Source organism: Vibrio sp. ER1A, assembly GCF_000733315.1.
GTDB classification, from domain to species: Bacteria; Pseudomonadota; Gammaproteobacteria; order Enterobacterales; family Vibrionaceae; genus Vibrio; species Vibrio mediterranei.
In genome coordinates, this window is record NZ_JPJA01000086.1 from 699,021 (window position 1) to 723,784 (window position 24,764).

Below are 24,764 nucleotides of genomic sequence, written 5' to 3' on the forward strand. Positions count from 1 at the left end.
TATCAAGGCTCAACGCTCCGTTGGGCCTTTTTTTTGTTAAACGTTGGAAAAATATTGATTTATTAACAAAAATTAGCACTATGCATAACAAGGAATTTGAACGCAATTTGCGTAGCATTGAGAGCTAATGATGAAAACGAAAAGTATTGTCCTTTATTTACTCGTACTGGTGTTTTCTGGTTGTGCCACTTACGCCGGCCTAAACTATGACCAGCTATTTGGAAAACCAGAAGTCCGGGAAAGAACCGTTACCCCAACCTCACCCACCGCAGATTACTTTCTTACTGAAGTTAAACCTATTATCGATAATCGCTGTGTCGTATGTCATGCATGTTATGACGCTCCTTGTCAGTTAAAACTGTCTTCTGTCGATGGAATAGACCGAGGTGCTAGTAAAGAAATGGTATATCAAGGCACTCGCCTAACGGCGTCTCAACCAACGCGATTGTTTGAAGACGCACAAAATACCTCTGAGTGGCGTGAACTCGGTTTCTTTCCTGTTTTGAACGAACGTCAGCAGACATTAGCTGGTAACTTGGACGCTGGGTTGGTCTCTCGAATGATCACTCAAAAAGCCAGACATCCTCTTCCGGAAACGGCACAACTTGAAGGTTTTGATTTCTCTATTGATCGTACTCAAGTTTGCCCGACTATTGAAGAATATGACGCTTATGAATCAGATTATCCGCTTTGGGGAATGCCTTTTGGTATGCCTAATTTGGAACCATCGGAGTATCAAACGCTGATTGCTTGGTTAAGTGCGGGAGCAAAAATGAATGCGCCTATCCCGCTGAACTCAGAAGAACAAATGATGGTCGACAAGTATGAAGTGTTATTAAACAAAAGTGCTCGCAAAAACCAACTTGCCGCTCGCTATATATATGAACATTTGTATTTGTCTCACTTGTATTTTTCAGAGATTGAGTCTCAACGTCGATTTTTCACCATTGTTCGCTCAGCTACGCCTCCAGGAGAACAATTAAAACGTATCGTCACCAGAAGACCTTATGACGCTCCGGGCGTGGACCGTGTCTACTATCGTCTTGTTCCCGTTCGAAGCACCATTGTTGATAAAACCCATATGCCGTTTGCACTTAACGATCAGAAATTGGAACAATGGTATGAATGGTTTATTGAACCGGATTATGTCGTTCAGTCCTTGCCAAGCTACGATATCAATATAGCAGCGAACCCTATGACGGCTTTCAAGGACATACCTGTGAAAGCGCGTTTTAGCTTTATGTTAGACAACGCACAAAACACAATTATGGCGTATATCAAGGGGCCTGTTTGTCGCGGTCAGTTAGCGCTTAATGTAATTAACGATCGTTTCTGGGTGTTCTTTTTAGATCCAGAGAAATCCGATATACCCGCGGTAAACCAATTTTATCAAGATCAAGCTGACAACTTAAAGCTCCCTAGCGAGCTAGAAAGCAATACCGTTCCAATCACTAACTGGGTCAAGTATTCGAATCAACAGGCTCGATACCTTGAGGCAAAATCTGAGTTTATGAACACGTGGTTTAAGGGTGGAAAGCATCTGACTACTGACGTACTTTGGACCGGGGATGGCGAGAACCCAAATGCTGCGCTAACCGTCTTTAGACATTTCGACAGCGCATCGGTTGTTCAAGGGCTAGTTGGCACTAAACCCAAAACAGCATGGATCCTAGACTATGCGTTGCTTGAGCGTATTCATTACCTACTCGTTGCAGGCTTTGATGTTTATGGGAACTTTGGCCATCAACTTATCACTCGTATGTTTATGGACTTCTTGCGTATGGAAGGAGAAAGTAACTTCTTGGCACTGCTACCAAATACAGTTAGACATGAAGAGTTCAGCAGTTGGTATCAAGACCAAAGTCCGCAATTTAGTGCGTTCTTACAACGAAACATCAAACCATTTAGTCAACCGACTCAAGAGCTTTACTTAACTACAGATTACAAATCTGAGCTATTTGACAAGATTGAAGCCAAACTTGAGCCAGTGCTGCATGACCGATTTCAGATCGTCAACACAGGTCTTTCAGCAGAAAATGAAGCCTTGCTTCAGCAAATCGATAGCATCACAGGTGAAGGGCTTAAATCCGTACCGCAGATTATTATGGTGATGATAGAAACCGAGTCGGGTAATGAACAGTTATTTACGCTACTACACAATAATGCTCACATAAATATTTCGAGCTTATTTTCAGAAGAAGCCAACCGCGATTACAAGAATGACAGTCTCACATTTGTGCGTGGAGTGATCGGCAGCTACCCTGCTGCGTACCTAACTCTCAAAGAACGCGAAATTAGAAATTTCGTTAACGACCTTAAAAATATTCAGGATGAACAGAGCTACATAAAACTGCTCGACAATTATGCAGTTAGACGTAGTAGCAAAGAGTTTTGGGGTTTTAGCGACCGCGTTCATGAGTTTTACCAACGCACCCAGCCTATCGAATTTGGTCTTTTGGACTATAATCGATTTGAGAACAGATAGGTGCTCTCCGGAACTCTTAGGAGGTGTATGATGAGCATTAAAGATAGCATTGAAGCCATCGAGCAACAGATATATGTTGCCTGTTCAGACGGCGACTACGAGGCCGTGAATATGTTGGAACACCAACTTGAACATTTGAGAGGACTCTCAAACAGAGGACTTGATGAAGACCCCTATGCGATTGAACATCGTACCTTCTATGAAGACGAACGGTAAACCATCAAGGACGATCTAACAAAGGGCTCATTTGAGCCCTTTTTTTATTTTATGATTTAATTATGAGCTGCTTACCATACACGGCAGCGAGGCGCCCATCCGGGTCATATAAGGTGATTTCACCATCCTCCCAACGGATTGCTACCAAGTTATACTCGCCTACCATTTGATAGCTAGGCACTAATAGTGCCTTTACCTCGGGACGTTGTTGAAGTGCTTGGTATAGAACCCAACCCAAAGGCTGTTTTTTCTTCAACAGCTCAAGTCGCCAGCCTGGAGAGAACTCTTGATAATATAAACGTAAGTCGAGTACACCATTTATGTCGATATGGTATGAACATAACGTCATCGGGTCGAGCAAACGTGTCGATGCACCACCTGCTACCTCGGCAATACACGTTTCCGGCTTCAAACTTAAGTACAGTGCGGGCGACCCCTTGGGGTTGAATCGCCCACCCACACGCGAAGCTCCTTCAGTACTCAGTGGAGACCATGCCCAAACCGGGTTGTGCATTCGATAACAAACACCTTGAAACCTAGTTAAAGGGGCAGAAAGCAGAGTGGATATCAGTGGATTGGATTGACTCAACATCACTCAAAAGAACCCATCTCTTTTGCTGTTATATAATCGTTCAATGCGGCTACACCGTCAGCTTTATACTGCTTAATGACCTCTGAAGGCGTCAATCTGCCAAACGAAGCGATCGGTTCTCCAATAAACCATGACCAAGCCGCTTGCTCACTCGAAAACCAAGGTTGAACCCTTCTTAACAATGCATGGACTTCTAAAAGACGGGTTTGAATTCTCGCTTGCTTTATGCGATCCACTCGTTTTAGTGACTGAACAGGTAGGTCCACAAATAAAGCGATATGATCAACTGTCGTGTAAAACGCGTTGGCCCATAGTTTAGGATCTTCTATCCCTTCACGTTGCAAACTCAACATTGGCACCTCGACATATTAATGACATGAAATTACGTCAATTATACGTCAGGCTTAGCAAATAGTCACCTTTTGTCTCGTTCTGTATATTTATCCAGTACTAATATCAGCGAGTCTACAGACATTCTCTGAGCCGTGACTAAAGGTTCCAGTAATTCTAAATATCGCCCAAGTTGATCTTCTGAAGATTCGATCGATAAACAGATTTCAAAAAGCTTGCTTAAGCCAAGAGAGCCTGCAGAGCCCTTCATTTTGTGAGCTAATGCCTTAATATCTTTAGCGTTATCAATTTGCGCAGCTTGTTCCAACTCGTGTAATGTCTGCTCACTTGAGCTAGCAAATGCGTCTACAATCTTAGACATTCTTTCGATTCCCAGCACTTTGATGTCTGCCTCAATAACGCTAGAATCGATAATACCCGTTTGTTCAATAGCAGGTTCTTCGTGAGTAGAAATTACTTGTTCTTGATCTTTCATTTCGTAATCGCTGCCTTTTAACTTAGTTTGAATCATTTCTTTTAACGCTTCCCTATCTACAGGTTTTGGAAGATAGCCATCAAAACCTGCTTCCAAATAACTCTCAACTTCCTCACTAAATACGTGAGCCGAAACGGCGATCATAGGAGCATGATGTTTATGTGCTTGAGAATCTTCGATTTCACGAAGTTGATGCATTAGGTCGACGCCATTGCAGTCTGGAAGGTTGATATCAACTAGGACGATATCAAAGTCGTTATGAGAAAAGATATGTTTTGCATCATGACCACTTTCAGCGCAAATGACATGATGTCCCATATTCATTAAAAAGCCTTCAGCCACCATTGCATTAACTGCATTATCTTCGATCAACAGGATACGGCCATTTACCGTCTTAGTAATACCAAGCGGTTGGATTATTTCTTGTTTGTCTATAGTGCACTGTTCCAGTGGAACAACAAACCAAAAACGGCTACCTTCCTCTAAATAGGAATCAACGTAGATTGACCCATTCATCGCTTTGACCAATTTTTGGCTGATCGCTAAGCCAAGCCCGGTGCCTCCTGCAGTCGAATACCCATTTTCAGCTTGAGTAAATGCGTCAAACAGATTGAGCTGATCCTCAGGGCTGATACCAACTCCTGTATCTGAGACCTCAATCATTACACACGTTTCGTCATCTGGATCGAGAGAGACGTATATATCCACTTGGCCCGAAGGTGTAAACTTAATAGCATTACCGACGAGATTATTAAGCACTTGGCTTAATCGAGTTACATCGCCACAATAGACGTCAGACACGTCACTTTCGATATGAAATTTAAAGTCGAGACCCTTCTCTAAAGCTTTGCCTAGCATAAGTTGATAGCAGTCTTGGATCATACGATAAAGATCAAACGGTTTATTTCTGATTTCTAAATGTCCCGCTTCTATTTTAGAGTAATCGAGCACATCATTGAGAATCGCAAGCAGGTTCTGACCACTTCGATTAATGACATCCAGAAACTTCTGTTGCTGGTTGTTTAGTGGTGTCTCTTCCATTAAAGCTGCTGTACCTAAAACCCCATTCATAGGAGTGCGTATTTCGTGACTCATTGTCGCTAAGAATGCCGATTTGGCACGGTTGGCCTGCTCCGCGGCATTTCTCGCTTTAGCATGGTTGAGTACTTCTTGATTTAATCGTTCATTACTCTTCTGAAGCTGTAACGTTCGATCAGCCACGATCTCTTCAAGATGTTCTTTATGCTCTTGAAGCTCTCTTTTTGCCGCTGCTTCGGCCTCAGCAACCACCTTAAGTGCCTGAGCAGTATTGCGAGCGGTGATGATGGCTTGTCCCATATGAGCAAGTTCATCATTACCCTTGACGGTGACATCCACCTTTAACTGGCCTTTAGCAATGGAAAGTAGTGCTGATGAGTATTCACCAAGACGTTTCACTACGGATACATAAACCACTCGCCATACAATCAAAACAACAACGACAAAACCTGCAATAGATAAAAGAGTTAACGTCCATTGCGCAAAGCTTAATGTCGAAGATAGCTCAGCCACCGCTTTCGTGGTCGTCGCATTTGATTGATCGACTAACTTCGACACGGTGGAGTTTAACGACGTAAACTGTTCTAGCGTCTCTTGCATCAATGCTTTAGAGCGTTGTCTAACATTGTGTTTCTGAGTAAGTAATGAGAAAACGCGCTTTCCTTGAGATAGTTCAGCCAAAAGCTCACTCATTTGCTTGGAACGAGCAGGGTCTTCAACTCCTTTGACTCGTCTTGTCATAATACTGATGTTGTTTTGGTAGTCCTTTTGCAGTTCTTCAATTCGGCCAAGAACTGAAACTGTACGACTCTCCTCTATTTGATTTAGAGTCTTAAAAGCCAATAAGTGCAATTCGTGTAATCGCTCAGACAAGTCAAGATCAACTTCCACCAAACTGTCTAGGGCATCTAGAGCGTCGGCTTTATTTTCTTGCTCCAGTAAGCGGTATATGTGAGTGACATTCGCAACAGCGATAGTACTAGTGTTAAGTACCTGAGTGCGCGTTAGCTGCTCAAGTTCTTCTGCCTTAACTCTTAGAAGTTCGACTTCATCATTGATAGACTGATCCAAAGTAATAGATTGCTCTACGGCAACCCCAAGTTCAACGAGACTATCAATAATTGATTGGACATAGTTCTCAAGCTCGTTGAGCAATTGCGAATCAAACGAGTCTGAACCTAGCGTTTTTATATGAGTGAGGAGTGCTTCTAAACGTGAAAACAGCACCTTACCGGCTTCTTGGTGTTGTTCTTTGGTTTTCGCATTCGACAAGGTTTGGACAGAAGCGATAATACGAGTACTCAACTCTGATACTTCACGCGCTTCGAGCATTGAAGGTATGGCGGTATCGACAACATTACGCTCTGTTTTGGCAACAAATGAGAACCCTGATACACCGATAGCCGTTGATAGCAAAACCAACATCGCCATAACAAGAAACGAGAATAATAATTTACGGCCAATACTGGCTTTAGAGAGTAACATTAACCACTCCGGCAGAATCCACTTCTTTACTCTTTGATAGTACGCTATATTTTGCAGTGTTGAAGATAGAGATGCCACTAAACGATTAACCAATGTCAAAAAAAAACATATTCCATTCAATTTTCTCTGCTGCCTTGCTCATTTCTAGCTCGCAAGCCATCGCGTCTCAGGAAAAGATCTGTGCAATCTATCCTCACCTCAAGGATTCCTATTGGCTATCCGTTAACTACGGCATGGTTCAAGAAGCCAAAGAGCAAAAAGTAGAGTTGAAAGTTTTAGAGTCTGGTGGCTACCCCAATATTGATAAACAAAGGGCTCAGTTAAGCGCTTGTCGTCAATGGAACGCGGATGCCATTATTCTGGGCACCGTTTCGCCTACCGCATTCACTCACGATTTATCGGTCTATACAGGTGATGTACCAGTTTTTGCCACCGTTAATCACCTTGTCGTCGACAAACAACAAGCGAAACACGTGAAAGGCGTTGTTGGCGTTGATTGGTATTGGATGGGCTACAAAGTTGGCGACTATCTTGCTAAGAAACACCCTAAGGGCTCTGGAACCACTTCTGTAGCATTGTTACCTGGTCCTCGTTCTAGTGGTGGCACGAAGCCCGTCATTCTTGGCTTTCTCGAAGCCATCAAAGATAGTGACATCAATGTAATCGAAACGTTATGGGCCGACAATGACAAAGAGTTACAGCGTAACTTGGTTCAACAAGTTGTAGAAGACTATGATAATCTGGCCTATATCGTTGGAAGCGCTGTTGCGATTGAAGCAGCAATCAGCGAACTGCGAAGTTCTGGAAAAGAAGATAGTATTGAACTGTTGTCCATCTACCTCAGTCACGGTGTATACCGCGGGTTACTGCGAGATAAAGTTCAGCTAGCACCAACAGACAAAATGGTTGAACAAGGCCGTCTCTCATTGCTCCAAGCAACTTCTTACTTGAGAGGTATTAAATTTCAAAAAGACCAAGCACCGAGTATTGAAGTACTTTCACCGACACACTTATCGAGTCTAGCGATTGAAAAATCACTATCTCCTACAGGCTACCGACCTGTCTTCTCAGTCCAAGAGGATTAACTGTCACAGATATCAGTTATCATCATTGATACTGAGTAATACAACTATTAACATCAAAGTATCTTGATACCTTTCAATTCCAATAACGAATGTGACAATACTTGGTTATTGGAATTGGAAGATAAACACTTAGGAATTGAGTCAAATGCAAAAAACCATTCGTACCATGCCTGCACATAAACATATTGCACTGGTCGCACATGACCATTACAAACCAGAATTGCTGCGCTGGGTACAAGAGAACAAAGAGAAGTTACAAGGTCACTTTCTCTATGCGACCGGCACTACTGGTCACATGTTAAGTAAAGAGACCGGCTTGGCAATCAAAAGTATGATTAGTGGCCCAATGGGTGGCGACCAACAAATCGGTGCGTTGATCTCTGAAGGTAAACTAGACATGCTGATTTTCTTCTGGGACCCACTAAACGCGGTGCCGCATGATCCTGATGTAAAAGCCCTACTGCGTATCGCTAGTGTTTGGAATATCCCTGTAGCTACAAACCGTGCAACGGCCAACTTCCTGTTTGAGTCGAACCTTCTAGAGCAAGAAGTTGAAATCGAAGTCCCAGATTACGATGCATATCTAGCAGAGCGAGTCTAGGTACTCAAGCAAAGCGCCAGTTACTTACTGGCGCTGTCAATTTGCGACTTTAAGTCCGAGCTAAATGTTCCAACAGTGCAACATTCACTTGCTCCGCTGCTTCAAACTGCAATACGTGACCAGCATTCTTCAATAACACTAAGGTTGTGTTTTCACCCAACATATTAACTACCCTGCTAGCATCTTTAACCGGTATTACTTTGTCTTGGTCACCCCAAATGACCAACTTGTTTATGCCACTTAGTCCGACTACTTTATAATCTTCGCTAGGGTCTGTGGAAATTAGGTTATTAGCCGTATCAATAATGGCTCTTCTGAAACCTTTGTATTGCATCTGTTCTGCGAATCTGTTTTCCCAATTAGGCTGTTTTTCCGGATGGACTAAATCATCCAGTTGATTAGCGGCAAGTTTGGGAATAAAGAAACTATAACCAAGCCATTTGCCAATGACTGGTAATGTCAATGGCCCAAGATCAATAGGCTGATTAAACGGCGCAATGTAACCCACACTCAGTACTTTGTGTGGGAATGTTGATGCGTAGGCCGATACTATTGCGCCTCCCATAGACAAACCAATCAAGTGAAATTTATCCGTCGGCACAACTGCCTGCGTTAGATCTTCTATCTGGTTAACGAATAGCTGGCGATCATACGTTGTATTGGGTCGGTCACTAAAACCGCGTCCATACAAATCAAATGTGAGTACTCTGTAGCCAGCGTCAACAAGTGAAGAGACGTTTTTTTCCCACATATATGAAGGTGCAGAGAAACCATGAATCAGAACCACTACGTCGCCACTTTCGTCACCTTGTAATTCATAGTGAACATAACCCTCTGATAGTTTAGTAACTCTTCCAGGAACTAGGGCCCGGCTATACTGGTCGAGGTAACATTTCTCTTTGTTACGCATAATGGGTAACAATAGAACGGCAAATATAAGAATAGAAATCGAAATAAGTAGCATCGAAACACTCACGTAATTTAGGTTGCTTCATAGTAGGTGTTTCGTGGCGACGGTTCACCTAAGCAAGCGAGCAAAGTATGCACTTCTCTAATAGTACAATAGCGATGCTATCTTTCGAGACACTATATTTGCTGCGGCAGTACCATTGTTAAAAAGACTGAGCCTGGAGAATCTATAGATAGTTGTTCATTTCATGTAGGAGTTTTTCTCTGCGAACAGGCTTTGGCACATACGCATCCATTCCAGCATCAAAACACTTCTGAATATCATCATCGACCACACTCGCTGTTAACGCGATTATTGGCGTTGGGTTCAATCCATTCTCTTTCTCGTACGAGCGGATATCCTGTGTTGCATGAAAGCCATCTTTTACTGGCATCATGCAGTCCATCAAAATGACATCGAACTTACCTTGACTGATAAATAGCTCTAATGCCTCTTGGCCATCAGCGGCTATCACGTAATCAAAACCGGCTTTTTTGAGATGTAGTGATGCAACCTTCTGATTAACTAAATTATCTTCCACCAACAAAACTCTTCCAGAAGAGAGAGCATCAGATACAGACTTCGTCTCTACCGGTGCTGGCCTATATTTAAGTGTCTGTTCAATCGATGTATTGTTATCGAGCGTAACAGGACTATCGACTGCTCCTTTGAGCTCAATAGCAGATACGATCTTTTCTTTTAGTATTTCGGCTTTGAAGGGTTTAGGTACATAATCATCCATACCCGAGTCAAAACATTTCTGAATGTCATCATCGACCACACTCGCTGTCAAAGCAATAATAGGAGTATGAGGTAGATGGTTATCGGATTCGTGACTGCGTATTTTTTCTGTCGCTTCGAATCCGTCCATAATAGGCATCATACAGTCCATCAAAATAAACGCATAGCTTGTATCTTTCTTGTAATGCTCAATAGCTTCTACGCCGTTGTTTGCAACATCATATTCAAGCCCCATTTTGTTGAGGTGCAAGCTAGCTACTTTTTGATTCACGATATTATCTTCAACTAATAGGACTTTGACTCGTTTGGTAGCGTGAGTGTCGCTGTTTGGAGTAGCTAGCCCTTTATCTAACGTCCGACAGCAAGCTTCAAGAGATTTCAAAAGTCGATTACCCAGCAAAGGGTAAGTAATGAGTGCGCTAATGTTATTGCCAAAGTCCTTATTCGAGCTTGCAAACTGCCTGATTAAACATATCGCCGTTCGATTAGCTTGAATCTCTGCAAAGTGTGTTTCATCCTTATCTGAATTGACGTCTCCGCCTTCAACATAAATTAATAAGGTCTTGTTGTGTGAGTTGAGCAAATCAACCTCCTGAATTGAACGGCAAACCCGTGCAATATTCAGCTGATAAAAGCCAAGTTCAGTACGTAAACGACGCTCATAGGCTAATGAATCACAAACAATAACGATCTCATCTAAGACTAATGGACTTCGGTGCTGGTACTCTCTTTCATCAATGGCTAGTTCTAGGGTAAAGTAAAAGCGACTCCCTACTCCCTTCACAGAATCAAGTTGAATTTCCCCTCCCATCAATTCAATCAATTGAGTGCTGATCGCTAATCCTAAACCCGTACCTCCAAACTGTCGCGTTGTGGAATCATCTTCCTGAGCAAACGCTTCGAAGATTTTAGATTGTCTTTCTTTGTCGATGCCAATACCTGAATCCTGAACTTCAAACATCAACGATGCCATATTATTAGACTCACCTTGATAGCGTACCCCTATGGTAACACTGCCTTTATCAGTGAATTTGACGGCATTAGACATAAAATTCATTAACACTTGACGCATACGATGATCATCAGCAAGAACACGAAACGGAACGTTCTGGTCGATATCAACGTTTAGCTCTATGCCTTTCTCTTTGACTTTTGGTGCCACGATCGATGCGATGTCATAAATCGTTTCCCGAATAGAGGTGGAGTGCGGGTTGATTTGAAGCATCCCTGATTCAATTTTCGAAAAGTCTAGGATGTCATTTATTAGGCTTAATAGCAGTTGGGATGAAGTCTCAATTGTATCAACGTAATCTTTTTGAGTAGCAGTCAGCTCCGTATCAGACAAAACTTCAGATATACCGATAACCCCGTTTAAAGGAGTACGAATTTCGTGTGACATGTTCGCCAAGAAACTACTTTTCGCTTTACTCGCTTCGATGGCATTCTCTTTCGCCTGCTCGGCCGCGTTTTTAGCTTCGAGTAATTTCCGTTGACTCTCTTGCTGCTCGTTCGTGAGCCTTTCGACTTCACGTGCAAAACGGCTCAATTCGTCTTTACCACCAATTCGAGCCGTAAGCGGCATGTTTCCAATACTTTTTTCATTCTCTAGGAACGATAGGACCAAGCTCAAGTTACGAGTGACACGATGAGCAAGGCTTATCCCAATGCCCACCACCAAGATAGTTAAAACGCCAACTAATGTTAAAAACAATAGTCTTTGCTTTTCAAAACCAGAGACAAGTTCTCGAATTTCAATTCTAAGTTGTACTTCAATAGACTGGGACACGCCCTGAATCAGATTAAGCCTTAAGTCTAGCGCTTCCATTCCAAGCTTAATATCAGCTAAAGGTAAATCAATCGCACTCTTAGCATTTAAAAGCTGCTCTCTAAAAAACCTGCTTTGTTCAAAAGCAGGGTTGGAAAAGGCTCTAAGCAACAAACTAACTTGAGTTTCATCGGCGTTTATCGCGATAAATCTCTCTACAAAAAGTTGCTGGCTTTGCACTAAGTTAATTATCGATTCTCTTGTTGATAGCATCGCAACACTATCTGTTTGATCGTCATTTACTAAAGTATTGATCTGCCATATTTCTTCCCCCGCCCAAAACATTAGCCACTCTAATTGTGCGACAGATACCAAATGTCCACCAACTTGTGGGATCACCGCTGTTAATGGCGTTTTCTCTACAAACAACAGTAATTGCTTGTAACTCTCATTTTGCCAATCAACGAGCTCATTAGTCTCCGCTATGTCTTGGCTCTCTCTAATTGATTCAATCGTTTCAAAATAGTCAGTAAGAAGGTTATCAATCCGTTTTAGATCTTCCACATCGTATATTTTTGCCGCGTACTGCTGGAGAGAATCAAGAACGGGGGAAAGCTCAACCGTCGTCTTATTTAGCCTCGTATTGTTTGACTGCGACTGTGTATCAGAGAGTATTTCTGAAAAACGCACTAGCGCTTCTACTTTTTCAAGATTGTTTAGTTGGAGGTTTAGGGTAGAAATCTGACGAGATGCCAAGAAGATAATCAGTGCTATCGGTAGTAACACAAGTAAAACCATTTTACGTTGAACCGACAAATTATTCCAAAAGTTAAGTTGCCTCATTCCCTTGCCCAACTAAAGTTTAGATACTTTGAGTGTAGGACATCATAGAGACAGGTCGAACTAATCGACTAATTTAATAAAATTTTTTACCAAAAGCCTGTTATCGCCACCACTTAATACTCTCGTCACGCTCAGGATCCAAATATCGATTTAAGTAGTTTAATAAAGTGTCGAATAAAGAAAGATCGTTCTCTATATCACTGGTGTTCTCTGTTGACGATGTTCTTTCAACTGCTGCCCTCAAAGCCGGCAGTTGATCATACAATACAGCATGAGTTGTAGGCGAAACGATACCTTCTAACTGTGCTAATGCACTATGGGCAATGGATAACGGTTTTACGATAACTTCAGATAAAGGACGTCTGTACACCTTATCCCTAACCCCCTCCAAATACACGCGGTATGTCGTCAGTTCATCTAGCAAGAGGAACAACTGTCCATTTATACAGCCGTGAGGATAAGGTACTGGGAAATGTGACTTTATGTCAGGTGAGATATTTAAATTCAACCCTGCTCGCTGGCATTCAGATTTTAGGTAGCGTAGCAAACCTTGCTCATCGAGTAAGGACTGGATAGTAAACATTCTTGCCAAGTGGTAATCATTCGAAACGAACCTAACCTCGATTTGCGCACCGTTTTGTAGCAATTCACTTTCCAGTAGTACCTCAGACAAGTGAATGATGTTTTCCACCGTACTTGTTGATTTTTCTTCAAGTAAAACAGCGCCAATGTTGGAGTTGGTCATCGATGAAAGACCGGTTTCAAACGCTTCAAACATTAATCGAGCTTCGGAAACTGATTGCCCATTCGTCATACCACCACAAAATGCAATGATCGATGAACTACAGTCATTGCTGCCAACATGACGCAAGATTTCTTCCACTCTAGACATCCCTTCCAGAGTGAGTGTATTTTTGTTGAGGCGCTTTCCTAGAACAACGATAAGTTGATCGAATTCCTTTTCTTTCACCGATGTCGTCCTTTAAATAATTTCCCAGGAGTGAGTCATTTCAACGCCGGCACCAAGCATGAGACATACCGAGCAATATTTCTCTAATGAGTCTTTAGTTACCTTAGCCACTAACGCTTCATCAAGATTGTCGCCACTGACTTCAAAATGGATGTTAATTGCAGTAAAGATTCTTGGTGCGATCTCACGTCGTTCTGTCGTTAGCTTCGCATTTACCGACGTTACGGCTTGGTTTTCTGACTTTAATCCGTCAACTACATCAACTGAGCTACAACCACCTGCTGCCATTAGAACCATTTCCATCGGACTTGGCGCGGTTTCGCCACCACTGCCATCCATCACGATTGAATGACCAGATTGAGATTGTCCTAAAAACTTGAATCCTTCGATCCATTTCACTTCCGCTTGCATATAAACCTCTGCAGTCCGACTGATTGTAAGGACTGAGATAGTAACCGATAAAACGGCAATTTGAAATTTTTCCCCGGGCTGCTCTGTCTACTAGAAATAACAAACACTACTTAATTTGGAGCATTAATGACGAAATTCACCAAACTACTTATTGCATTAGTAGCGGCCGTTCCACTTCTTTGGCTTGTTATACCTCGTGAAGGGATGGCAGACTCCCCTAAAACACAAGCGGCGAATCAAGAGATCGCGACTTTAGCGGGTGGCTGTTTCTGGTGTACTGAATCTGATTTAGAACAGTTGCCTGGAGTGACAGAAGTTGTGTCTGGTTATGCGGGTGGTCAACAACAAAACCCGACTTACCGCCAAGTCGCGAGTGGCAAATCAGGTCATATTGAAGTTGTTCAAGTAATCTATGATGCTGACGAAGTCTCGTACGAGCAAGTTCTTGACTACTTCTTTCGTCATATTGATCCAACTGATGATAAAGGCTCATTCGTAGACCAAGGGCCGCAATATCGCCCTGCTATTTTCTACCATAACACCGAGCAAAAGCAGATTGCGGAGCGATTTATGTCTGAGATAGATTCACTCGGTGTGTTTCAAAAACCTCTCGCTACCGAGTTGATTGCTTTTGATACTTTCTGGCCTGCGGAGGAATATCATCAGGATTTTTATAAAAAAAGTAGCTTGAAATACAAATACTATCGATACAACTCGGGTCGTGACCAATACCTAGATGAGATTTTCGGTAAAGACAGAAAAGATAATCCAATGACTCTTCGCCAAATGATAGATAGTCAGGCCAGTAAAAGCTCATTAAAGCCTTATTCAAGGCCAAATGACAACGAAATCAAACAGGCCCTTACTGACTTACAGTTCTATGTTACTCAAGAAGATGGTACAGAAAAGCCATTCAACAATGAGTATTGGGATAACAAAGAGGATGGTATCTACGTAGATGTTGTTAGCGGAGAGCCTTTATTTTCTTCCACTGACAAGTACAAGTCGGGAACAGGCTGGCCTAGCTTCACCAAACCTATAAACGAACGTTACGTTGTCACAAATACTGATTACAAGATGATTTTTCCAAGAACTGAAGTAAGAAGCAGATTTGCAGATTCTCATCTTGGACATGTGTTCAAGGATGGCCCCGCTCCTACAGGACTGCGTTACTGTATGAACTCAGCGGCAATGCGTTTTATTCCAAAATCAAAGCTTGCACAGCAAGGTTATGAACAATACTTAGCTTTGTTTGACCAATAAGTGGGCAGCATAAACTTATGCTGCAAGTGTTGCTCATTTTTCAAAGGTTGAACGCACGCGATACCAGTCGAATCTCGGTATCGCGTTTCTTTTTTGTATCAAGAAAAGGAGCTGTTCCATAAAATAAAAATCACTTTCTGCATGTACTATCCTTATTAACCTGAGTAATATCCGATAATTACAATTCATTTACTCATTGATTGTTCTGAACAATGACATTGAGTTAAAGAAAGGTTTCTAACGGCGATGAATAGTTCAATGGATACACTACAAAACTATATTCAATCTTTTGGCTACGATCTATTAAGTAATCTACTGCTGATCACTGGTGGTAGCTTCCTTCTTTGGGTTATTTGGCGAATATTCTATGGGCGACTTGAAGCACTAACTCAAAGAACCAATCTTGTATGGGATGACCTACTCATCAAAGCGGTTAAGTCTCCAATTAGTGTCCTCATTTGGCTATGGCCTGCCACCGTCTCTATTGGGTTAGTGTTGAGCTCTCATACAGAAACGGATACAAGTTGGTTAAATAAAGTTGACTTACTGCTTGTTATATCAACCTTTATCTGGATTTTTCTTCGACTTATTCAAAACGTTGAAGAGCATGTCTTGGCTCAGAAAAAGCGCGATGAGACGACCGTTCAGGCCATAGCAAAAGTAGCGCGCTTGTTTTTTATCTCTATAGGCATTTTGACGGTAATGCAGGCGCTAGGCCTAAGTCTATCAGGTCTACTTACTTTTGGTGGTGTCGGTGGCTTAATTGTCGGTCTCGCGGCTAAAGACCTACTGTCTAATTTCTTCGGCGGTATGATGATTTATTTTGACCGCCCTTTTAAGGTTGGTGATTGGATACGCTCTCCAGACCGAGCAATAGAAGGAACAGTGGAACGTATTGGTTGGAGGATGACCATTATTCGAACTTTTGATAAAAGACCGCTCTATGTTCCAAACTCTGTTTTCAGCAACATTGTCGTCGAAAATCCCTCTCGTATGCTTAATCGTAGAATCTATGAAACGATTGGTCTTCGTTATGACGATGGAGGCAAAGTCAGTCAGATTGTTGATGAAGTGAAAAACATGCTAGAAAATCATAAAGATATCGACACCAAACAGACACTGATGGTGAATTTCGATAAATTTGGTCCTTCTTCGCTTAACTTTTTTATCTATACCTTTACCAAAACAGTAAACTGGGCTCGCTATCATGAAGTAAAGCAAGATGTCTTGTTACAAGTAATGGACATTATTAAGAAAAATGACGCTGATATTGCCTACCCTACGCAAACTTTGAAACTTGATCCTGTCTCGATTCACGAACACCCCACTGTGAAAGACATCATTGTTGAGTGACTTTAAAAGGGAGCATTTAATGCTCCCTTTTCCGTCATAAAACGCATTAGCTTTTGAGTTGTCTGGCTTGATACTTTTCTGATTTGAATCCACCATTTCTTCGTTTCATCTTTACCTCTACGGATCTAGCCTTGTTGGAAACATCGTAACGGACAGCCTGCTTCAGGTAAGCATCATTTAATCTAGACTCCCTCGCCCAAGTTTTATTGTTTTCGAAGAACGATTCACGTGACAACGATAATCCCAGTCGTTATTGCCATCTTTTAACGCCAGCAATATTTGTTTTCCGGCTAGCCCTTTTGTGTTGATTCCACGTGGTTGTTTATCAATGGCAAGCGCTAGACCTGCCGTACAGAGTTGTTCATTGGTCAATGTGGTTGCACTTACGGTAGTAGGAACAAGAACGCTCAAGCAGACGATGAGCATATGATGGATAGACAACTTCATTATATTTAACCTAGAAATATTATAAGGCCAAATTTTATAGTATAACGTACTGTATAATTCAATAAAAAAGCCCTCGGTTATCCAAGGGCTTAAACATCTATCAAAAATGCTTATGCTTTACGACGTGCCTCAACAGCGTCTGCCAGTTCACGAAGTACATTTTCAGTATCTTCCCAACCGATACACGCATCAGTAATAGACTGACCATAAGTTGGTGCAACTCCATCTACTAAATCTTGGCGGCCTTCAACTAGGTGAGACTCAATCATTACACCAAAGATAGCGTCTTCACCATTAGCCATCTGCTGAGCTACATCGGTAGCAACGACTTTTTGACGTTGGAATTGCTTTGAGCTGTTCGCGTGGCTAAAGTCAATCATCACTTTTGCAGGTAGACCATTCGCTGTAAGCTCATCTTTGATGGCTTTTACATGATCAGCACTGTAGTTTGGCTCTTTACCACCGCGTAAAATAATATGACAATCAGGGTTACCGGCGGTTTCAATAATTGCAGAATGACCGTACTTGGTTACAGATAAGAAGTGGTGAGAAGCGCTAGCAGAGCGAATCGCATCAGACGCAATCTTGATATTACCGTCAGTACCGTTTTTAAATCCTACAGGGCAAGAAATACCAGAGGACAGTTCGCGGTGAACTTGAGACTCAGTTGTGCGCGCACCAATTGCGCCCCAGCTAATAAGATCAGCAACATATTGCGGGCTGATCATATCAAGGAATTCACTCGCCGTTGGCATGCCCATATCAGTCAAGTCTAGGAGTAGCTTACGACCCATACGCAAGCCATCGTTAATCTTAAATGTGTCGTTTAAGTAAGGGTCATTAATAAGGCCTTTCCAACCTACTGTTGTGCGTGGCTTTTCGAAGTAAACGCGCATTACGATTTCTAGTCTGTCACCAAGTTCGTCACGCAGTACTTTTAGTCGCTTGCCATACTCAATCGCCGCTTCAGTGTCATGAATAGAACATGGACCGACGATCACTAGTAGACGGTCATCGTCGCCTTGAAGGATATTGTGAATTGCTTTACGTGCGTTAAACGTTGTTGAAGAAGCAACTTCTGTCGCTGGAAACTTCTCTAAAACAGCAACTGGTGGTAATAGTTCTTTTACTTTATTAATTCGTACATCATCAGTTTGAAACATTGCTTACTTCTTCCTATTCTTTTAAATCTACATCTTTGATACACGACCGCATTCCATTTTGTGACTTATGTCGTGCTCTTTCCTTGTAACTTATCTGCTTCGAACAATAAGTTCAATCACTATTTAAATAAAAAGGCAAATTAATTGCTCGTTTTTAAAATTAGACACAGTGTAAACATATCAATACAGGCGTTTTTGAATAATAATCATACAGTTAGTTAGGGTTGTCAGAAAAACATCCATTTAGCTGATAGATCTACATCACTAATCTACGACTCAACAAACGGTCTGTTTTTGGTAATGTGATATTTTTTATAGCTCAAATTACTCAACTACTATTTAATAAAGCGGAATTCACCTAAACAAGAAGCGTCGTTCCTAGTGCCTGTTTTTTCACCACCTACTCTGCCGTCTAAGTATTATCGAGACAACTTCATACGTTTGCTGTTGCATGTTGAGTCTATCTACTCTGATTTATTGAAACAGAGTGAACGACATTGGATTGAATCGTTTCACACTCTTAGTGAAAACGCACAATGCCTTGTTATTCGGTTAATGACTCGCAAGGGGATTTGGTTTAGAGACGATAAACTGAACTATCCCGAGATCGGCTGTCTCGATTCACCTATATTAGAACTCATAGAGTATGGTTTTATAAGTACAGAGCCACCGACAAGTTCATTTGAACTCGCATCCACGTTGTTATCAAAACCTGAGATTCTCACTTTTTATTCAGGTCTAAAACGTACCGCTAAAAAGAACGAACTGATAGATGAGTTACATCACCAACAGCCTAATCATGTGCCGAAACTTCCGTTCACTGTCGTCAGACTGTTGGACGATGAGGTGTTACCCCTTCTTTGTTTACTATTCTTTGGAAATCGGCACCAGGAGTTTGCACAATTCGTTTTAGAGAACTTAGGAATTCATAAGTTCGAGAATTATGAAGTGTCTAAGGCAACTAGGCTGTTCAATAATAGAGCAGAAATCGACTCCACTCTAGAAATTACAGATCTAAGAATAGCGTACACAGAACTCACAAAGCCTTGTTCTAAGCTCATAAGGCAATTTGCTCACTTGCTCCCATCTGCAAACGGACAGTACGCCACTAGACAATTAGACAAACTCACTAATTTAATCGCAAGAGATCTCGAACGACAGGGCGACCTCGACCTCGCTTTGCGCTTGTTTGAATCCTCCCGACTTCCGCCATCGAGGGAGCGACAAGTTCGTATACTTATTCATCAAGAAAGATTCGAGGCAGCCATTAAACTTGCACTAACAATGATTAAAAACCCTCTAAGCATTGATGAGCAAGAAGTCGGAAAACGACTAAAAGCTAAACTCGACAGGAAATTAAAGACAACTCTTGAGAAGACGGTCAAACCTAGTTTTCTAGAACGTAGGTTCAATCTTGACTTATCTCATGAGCGTGTTGAGTTAGTTGTTTGCAATAAGTTATCTGATCTAGGATGGGAGGTTTTCTATTTAGAGAATCAGTTTCTCAACACTATGTTTGGCTTGGTATTTTGGGACATTATTTTTGCCCCTGTAGAAGGCGCTTTTATCAATCCATACCAACGCCAACCGCTCGATTTATATCATCCGTCATTTACTGAAAGGCGAAAAGGCGCAATAGAGCAAAGACTATCCGAAGTTAAACGAACTGGTATTAAACCGTACCTAAGCATTCTAGAAACCAAAAAAGATATTCAGAACCCATTCATTGTTTGGGACCTAGTGGATACCGAATGGTTAGAGTTGGCAATGACATCCATTAACTATGAGCAATTAGCAGATTTGTTTGCTGTTCTTCTCTCAGACCTAAGAGCATATCGCAATGGTATGCCTGATCTTGTCGCGTTTAAAGGCAACGAATGGTTATGGTGCGAGGTAAAGGGACCTGGTGACAAACTTCAGAATAATCAAAAACGTTGGTTTAAACAGATGGAGAGATTAAAGATTAATTATGAAGTGTGTTACGTAAATCATGACTGATGTAGTAGCAGGCAAAAAAAAACCAGCAATGATGCTGGTTTTTATGAAACTCGACTTAGAAGTGTAAGTGAATCACAGATGTCGCAACACACGCGGGGCGACGGATTCCTTCTATTTCTACGCGTATTTCACGCTCTATCTCAAGACCTTTCTTTATCGGTGTAACTTTGACCAATGTGCTCTTAGCTCGAAGGTTACTACCTACCTTAACTGGGTATGGGAACCTGACTTGGTTCAACCCGATGTTTACCATCATCTTCGCAGTCGGAAATAGAGGTTTATCTGGGTCAACACTATCAGTTAGGGCTGGCAACAAAGACAGCGTTAAGAAACCATGCGCGATAGTGGTCTTAAATGGTGATTCTTGCTCTGCTCTTTCTGGATCAGTGTGGATCCACTGGTTATCTTCCGTAATTGAACCAAATTGATTGATTCGTTCTTGACCTACGTGAATCCAGTTACCTTCATGAATCACAGTGCCAATCTTGTCTTGCAGTTCATCAAATAGTGCCTGTGCTGCGGGCTTGAGCACAATTTCTGGTTCGACCTGTACTACATGTGGTTCATTTACTGCAGGCTTGTGATAGTCTCTGACCCATGCTAAAAAATTGCTATGATTTGTCTTGTCGACAAACTCAGTCCAATATTCGCGAATAGCGGGCGACATCCATTGCATAAGCTCAGACTGATGCTTAACCGAATCAGCTCTTTGTTTAAACAATTTTACAACTTTCATCTTGACCTCAAATCTCAGTTCATAAGAACTAACCCTACTATTTTGAAGCATGTCCCTTCATCACGCAAACTATTTCGAGCGAACACGCGTATTCTGAACACTGTTTTATTTATACTTTTCAACACTTTAGCAATAAAAAACATTATTTTATTTAGCAGTAAAGCTCCCCAAATGGGCTCTTTTAGTAAAACAAACTTCTTAGAATCACACAAACAACGAGCACCATGAACAAATCAACATCACTTTGACTACATTTAACGCAGTCAGTATCCCTAAGGGAATTTTCTTCTTTACAGCCCTTTCTTATGACTCTATTATTAGCGCCACAAAACGGAGAGATGGCTGAGTGGTTGAAAGCACCGGTCTTGAAAACCGGCATACGTTAATAGCGTATCTAGGGTTCAAATCCCTATCTCTCCGCCACATTCCAAAGCCTCGCTTAATGCGAGGCTTTTTTCTTTGTTCTGCAATCCTCTATGCAATTCAAACTTGCAATCTCCTATGAAAAGAAACTAAGGTTCAGTAAGTTATCTTAGCCATAGGGACAAAAGGAACGTGAACTCTACTCTAGAAACAATACTCAACCACCGTTCTATTCGAAAATTTAAGCAGCAATCTATCGATAAGGATATTCTAGACACTATTCTTAAAGCTGGAATTGCCGCATCATCATCTAGCCTACTGCAAGTCGTCTCTATTATCAGGGTTACAGAGAAAGATAAGCGCAACAAACTGGTGGAACTTTCTGGTAATCAACCTTATGTGGCCCAAGCCGCTGAATTTCTGGTTTTCTGTATAGACTATCAGCGACACCAAGAGTTGAACCCAAACGTAAAAGTTGACTACACAGAGTTAGGTCTAATCGGTGCTATTGATGCTGGAATAATGGCACAGAACTGTTTAGTGGCGGCCGAGTCACTAGGCTTAGGAGGCGTCTATATCGGAGGCCTGAGGAATAAAGCGGCTGAGGTTGATGAACTGTTAGGTTTGCCCCAGCACGCTGCCGTTCTTTTTGGGATGTGTTTAGGATATCCAGACCAAATACCAGAGGTAAAACCACGCTTGCCGCTCGATGTCATAGTGCATGAAAATGAATATCATCAGCTAGATAAAAATGCAGTTGCACAATACGACGATGTGATGCTTTCCTATTACGCGCATCGTTCAACAAACCAAAAGAGCAGTACCTGGTCTTCACAAGTTACTAGTAAACTAGAAGGTGAATCTCGACCTCATATTCTCGGTTACCTAAACCGTAAAGGCTTGTTCAAACGCTAGTTTCTACATTAAGAACTCATGGCTTTATCTCTTGCTAGTCATGAGTTCTTTGGTACAAAATAAATCACGCTTTCGGGAGCACTACTGTAAAACGGGCTCCACCAATGTGGCTTTCATCTACAGATACACTCCAACCTAAGTTTCTGCTTGCCTGAGCGACAATAGCTAACCCTAAACCGAATCCACCATTGTTATGATTTCGCGAGGAGTCCAAACGTGAGAAGGCGATAAATACTTCCTCTCGCTTTTCAATAGGGATGCCAGGACCATTATCTTCTACGTCCAAAGTCCAACATGACTGGTACTCTCTCAAGGTGACATTGACTACCCCGCCGCCGTAACGAAGTGCATTTTTAAGTAAGTTATCAATAACCAATTTGGACAAGCACTTAGAAGCCAAATACCTATCATCTTGGATATTTGAATCTTTGATAAACTGAATTTGCTTAGTATCAGCGATAACATCGATACGTTTTTCAACTAATTCAGAAACAGAAAATACCTCGCGAGCGATTGGTAGATCACCACACCGACCGTTAGTGAGCCTCGATAACTTAAGAATATCACTGGTTAAATGGGAAATGTCTTCAATATAACTGTCTATGTCGTTAAAGAGCGTTTGTTTGTCCTCTGTATCCTCTCTCCTGAGTAAATCACTGGCCATTTGAATTCTAGTTAGGGGCGTTCGGATTTCATGAGGAATAGCCTGAGAAAACACCAGCGATTCTTTCACTCTTAGTTCGATATCATCAGCCATATCATTAAAACTTTGAGCGAGCTCTTTTATCGGTGAAATATGGAACACCTCAGAGCGAACACTAAGGTCACCTTGTCCAAATTTTGTCTGCACAGCTAATAGTTTGTTAATGCGCTTGTTGACTCTGCGCAACGGCAAGTAAATTAATCCTGCTAAAGCGATGCTCAATGTCACGAATAAGGCAAAAAAGAACTGGTTATCGCTGTCTTCATACCATTGAGCGTCAGCACTAAACGGGTCTTCGGTTTCTATAAAGAATAGTTGCTTGTTGGCACGTGGTATTGGAAAAGCGGCTACGAATAACTGGTTATTTTTTATATAAACATCAATGCCATCTCTTCGTTTGAATAGTTCACAATCTGAACAGACGTCTGTAATGGAAATAGCACTGTCCGATAGCATCAATTTGTAGTCGTAATACAGCAAAGAGGACGTGGTGTTGAGATTATGATAAAATCCGTGCCTCTCATATTGACTATCGATATAATCTTGAACGTAAGAATTACCACTGTCGATAAAAGAGCCAATATCCTCGTGTCTTAATAAAACGTTCGTGACATTGATAAAGATGAAGAAGGTTAATACTAACCCTACTAGACTTTCTATATACAAGCACGTAAACATGTTTTTCGGCTGAGACTTAATTTTCATCGTTAAGCCTTAACCAGTCTGTATCCTTGGTTTCGAACTGTTTTGATAATTGCGTCATATATTTCAGCTTGAATCAGCTTTTTCCTTAAGCCTGAGATTCGCATATCGATCGAACGGTTGTAGGAACTGTACTCAATCCCTCTTACAACTCGACAGCAATGCTCTCTAGAAACTGTTTTTCCCTTATTTTCAATAAGTAACTGAAGAATTTCAAACTCAGAGTTAGTAAGGTTTAAAGGTTTCTGTTCATAGTATGCAGTCTGGTTCTCACTATTAACGACGATTCCATACGCATCTGATATATATAGTGTTTTTTCAGCTTGTTGCACAGGTTTATAACGACGCATTAACGCTTCAATACGAGCAACAAGAATATGGCCTCTCACTGGTTTTGTTATATAGTCGTCGGCCCCTAGTTTGAATAGCGATACCTCACTCATTTCATCTTCTGCTGCCGTAACTACCATAATCATTCCAGAATAAAATGCGCGCGCTTCTCGACAAATATCCACCCCTGACTTTCCTGGTAACATTAAATCTAATATCACTATATCGGGTTTAAGAGAATCGATTTTGTTCAGAGCTATTGATCCGTCTTCAATCCAGTTCACGGTATAGCCTTCTGCCTCCAAGAACATTTTGGTTAAATTTCCAATATGCATGTCATCTTCGATAAGCAAAATATTGCAATCCATAACTCCCCCTTAAAACGTAAACGCGCCGGAGTATATTGAAACTTGAGCATTTCTCAATGCCAATATAAAAAAACATAAAAAAGTTTAGTATCACGGATTTTACAACGGCCTTGCTTACATTAGCTTACTTCTCCCAAACATACAGTACACAACCCCGTTTAAATTAATACTTTAGTGGTATCAAATTACTCACAGAACCGAAAGATTACATTTAATGACTAAATGTGACTAAATAATTATTGAACTCATACTTACAAACACCTTAATTGAGTACTGTAACTCCTTTTTTACACCTAGATTTCTGCTCTGTATTTATTACTATCGCGCACAATTCAGAGGCTAGGTTCACGTTTTAGAACTGCCCCACTTCGTTTATAAGCATTAACGTATTTCTAATAATGTTGAGCTTGTAAAGG

General features: G+C 41.5%; 20 protein-coding genes and 1 tRNA gene. 9 read left to right on the forward strand and 12 right to left on the reverse strand.

Going from position 1 to position 24,764, the window contains the following annotated elements; translation table 11 throughout:
* Positions 1-130: 130 nt before the first annotated feature.
* Positions 131-2,485: a fatty acid cis/trans isomerase gene (locus tag HW45_RS10430; protein ID WP_038227736.1), complete on the forward strand. Its 2,355-nt coding sequence runs from the start codon at positions 131-133 to the stop codon at positions 2,483-2,485.
* Between the two features lie 30 nt (positions 2,486-2,515).
* Positions 2,516-2,701, forward strand: a complete 186-nt coding sequence (locus HW45_RS10435; RefSeq protein ID WP_006074903.1) for a hypothetical protein — start codon at positions 2,516-2,518, stop codon at positions 2,699-2,701.
* 49 nt (positions 2,702-2,750) lie between these two features.
* Here the strand turns inward: HW45_RS10435 and HW45_RS10440 are convergent, their stop codons facing one another.
* The 3 genes from HW45_RS10440 to torS form a co-directional block, all read right to left on the reverse strand.
* Entirely contained in the window at positions 2,751-3,215 is a 465-nt protein-coding gene (locus HW45_RS10440) for an RES family NAD+ phosphorylase (protein ID WP_051868000.1), read from the reverse strand.
* Between the two features lie 77 nt (positions 3,216-3,292).
* A complete protein-coding gene (locus tag HW45_RS10445; protein WP_038226885.1) occupies positions 3,293-3,646 on the reverse strand; it encodes a hypothetical protein in 354 nt (117 codons plus the stop codon).
* Positions 3,647-3,708: 62 nt separating this feature from the next.
* Positions 3,709-6,642, reverse strand: coding sequence for a TMAO reductase system sensor histidine kinase/response regulator TorS (gene torS / locus HW45_RS10450; protein WP_038226887.1), 2,934 nt, complete (start codon positions 6,640-6,642; stop codon positions 3,709-3,711).
* A gap of 92 nt (positions 6,643-6,734) precedes the next feature.
* On the opposite strand from torS, the gene torT reads away from it, so the two are divergent.
* Together torT and HW45_RS10460 are read left to right on the forward strand one after the other, a co-directional pair.
* Entirely contained in the window at positions 6,735-7,727 is a 993-nt protein-coding gene (gene torT, locus HW45_RS10455) for a TMAO reductase system periplasmic protein TorT (protein ID WP_038226889.1), read from the forward strand.
* A 145-nt stretch (positions 7,728-7,872) separates the two neighbouring features.
* On the forward strand, positions 7,873-8,328 hold the full coding sequence (locus HW45_RS10460; protein ID WP_006074898.1) for a methylglyoxal synthase: 456 nt from the start codon (positions 7,873-7,875) through the stop codon (positions 8,326-8,328).
* Between the two features lie 49 nt (positions 8,329-8,377).
* On the opposite strand, the gene HW45_RS10465 is transcribed toward HW45_RS10460, so the two are convergent.
* From HW45_RS10465 to HW45_RS10480, 4 genes are all read right to left on the reverse strand, one after another.
* Positions 8,378-9,292, reverse strand: a complete 915-nt coding sequence (locus HW45_RS10465; RefSeq protein WP_038226891.1) for an alpha/beta fold hydrolase — start codon at positions 9,290-9,292, stop codon at positions 8,378-8,380.
* Positions 9,293-9,464: 172 nt separating this feature from the next.
* Complete coding sequence (locus HW45_RS10470; protein ID WP_038226892.1) at positions 9,465-12,626, reverse strand: response regulator; 3,162 nt, start codon at positions 12,624-12,626, stop codon at positions 9,465-9,467.
* Positions 12,627-12,726: 100 nt separating this feature from the next.
* Positions 12,727-13,596 (reverse strand): YdcF family protein, encoded by an 870-nt coding sequence (locus HW45_RS10475; RefSeq protein WP_038226894.1) that lies wholly within the window; start codon positions 13,594-13,596, stop codon positions 12,727-12,729.
* Between the two features lie 12 nt (positions 13,597-13,608).
* Positions 13,609-14,007 carry an OsmC family protein gene (locus HW45_RS10480; protein WP_038226897.1) on the reverse strand — a complete coding sequence of 133 codons (399 nt, stop codon included), beginning with the start codon at positions 14,005-14,007 and terminating at the stop codon, positions 13,609-13,611.
* Between the two features lie 126 nt (positions 14,008-14,133).
* On the opposite strand from HW45_RS10480, the gene msrB reads away from it, so the two are divergent.
* Entirely contained in the window at positions 14,134-15,270 is a 1,137-nt protein-coding gene (gene msrB / locus HW45_RS10485) for a peptide-methionine (R)-S-oxide reductase MsrB (protein ID WP_038226899.1), read from the forward strand.
* Positions 15,271-15,528: 258 nt separating this feature from the next.
* On the forward strand, positions 15,529-16,623 hold the full coding sequence (locus HW45_RS10490) for a mechanosensitive ion channel family protein (protein ID WP_081875797.1): 1,095 nt from the start codon (positions 15,529-15,531) through the stop codon (positions 16,621-16,623).
* A 177-nt stretch (positions 16,624-16,800) separates the two neighbouring features.
* Here the strand turns inward: HW45_RS10490 and HW45_RS10495 are convergent, their stop codons facing one another.
* Entirely contained in the window at positions 16,801-17,070 is a 270-nt protein-coding gene (locus HW45_RS10495) for a hypothetical protein (RefSeq protein ID WP_235225443.1), read from the reverse strand.
* Positions 17,071-17,180: 110 nt separating this feature from the next.
* Positions 17,181-18,233, reverse strand: coding sequence for a 3-deoxy-7-phosphoheptulonate synthase AroG (gene aroG, locus HW45_RS10500; protein ID WP_038226902.1), 1,053 nt, complete (start codon positions 18,231-18,233; stop codon positions 17,181-17,183).
* A 381-nt stretch (positions 18,234-18,614) separates the two neighbouring features.
* Between aroG and HW45_RS10505 the strand changes: the two genes are divergently transcribed.
* Positions 18,615-20,231, forward strand: coding sequence for a VRR-NUC domain-containing protein (locus tag HW45_RS10505; RefSeq protein WP_038226904.1), 1,617 nt, complete (start codon positions 18,615-18,617; stop codon positions 20,229-20,231).
* A 55-nt stretch (positions 20,232-20,286) separates the two neighbouring features.
* Here the strand turns inward: HW45_RS10505 and HW45_RS10510 are convergent, their stop codons facing one another.
* Complete coding sequence (locus tag HW45_RS10510) at positions 20,287-20,967, reverse strand: MaoC family dehydratase (protein ID WP_038226906.1); 681 nt, start codon at positions 20,965-20,967, stop codon at positions 20,287-20,289.
* Between the two features lie 332 nt (positions 20,968-21,299).
* On the opposite strand from HW45_RS10510, the gene HW45_RS10515 reads away from it, so the two are divergent.
* Positions 21,300-21,390 (forward strand) — tRNA-Ser (locus tag HW45_RS10515).
* A gap of 132 nt (positions 21,391-21,522) precedes the next feature.
* Positions 21,523-22,245, forward strand: coding sequence for an oxygen-insensitive NADPH nitroreductase (gene nfsA, locus HW45_RS10520; protein ID WP_038226909.1), 723 nt, complete (start codon positions 21,523-21,525; stop codon positions 22,243-22,245).
* Positions 22,246-22,309: 64 nt separating this feature from the next.
* Here nfsA and HW45_RS10525 read toward each other — a convergent pair whose 3' ends face one another.
* Positions 22,310-23,653, reverse strand: a complete 1,344-nt coding sequence (locus tag HW45_RS10525; RefSeq protein ID WP_038226912.1) for a sensor histidine kinase — start codon at positions 23,651-23,653, stop codon at positions 22,310-22,312.
* Positions 23,654-23,655: 2 nt separating this feature from the next.
* Positions 23,656-24,348 (reverse strand): response regulator transcription factor, encoded by a 693-nt coding sequence (locus HW45_RS10530; RefSeq protein WP_038226915.1) that lies wholly within the window; start codon positions 24,346-24,348, stop codon positions 23,656-23,658.
* Positions 24,349-24,764: the final 416 nt, after the last annotated feature.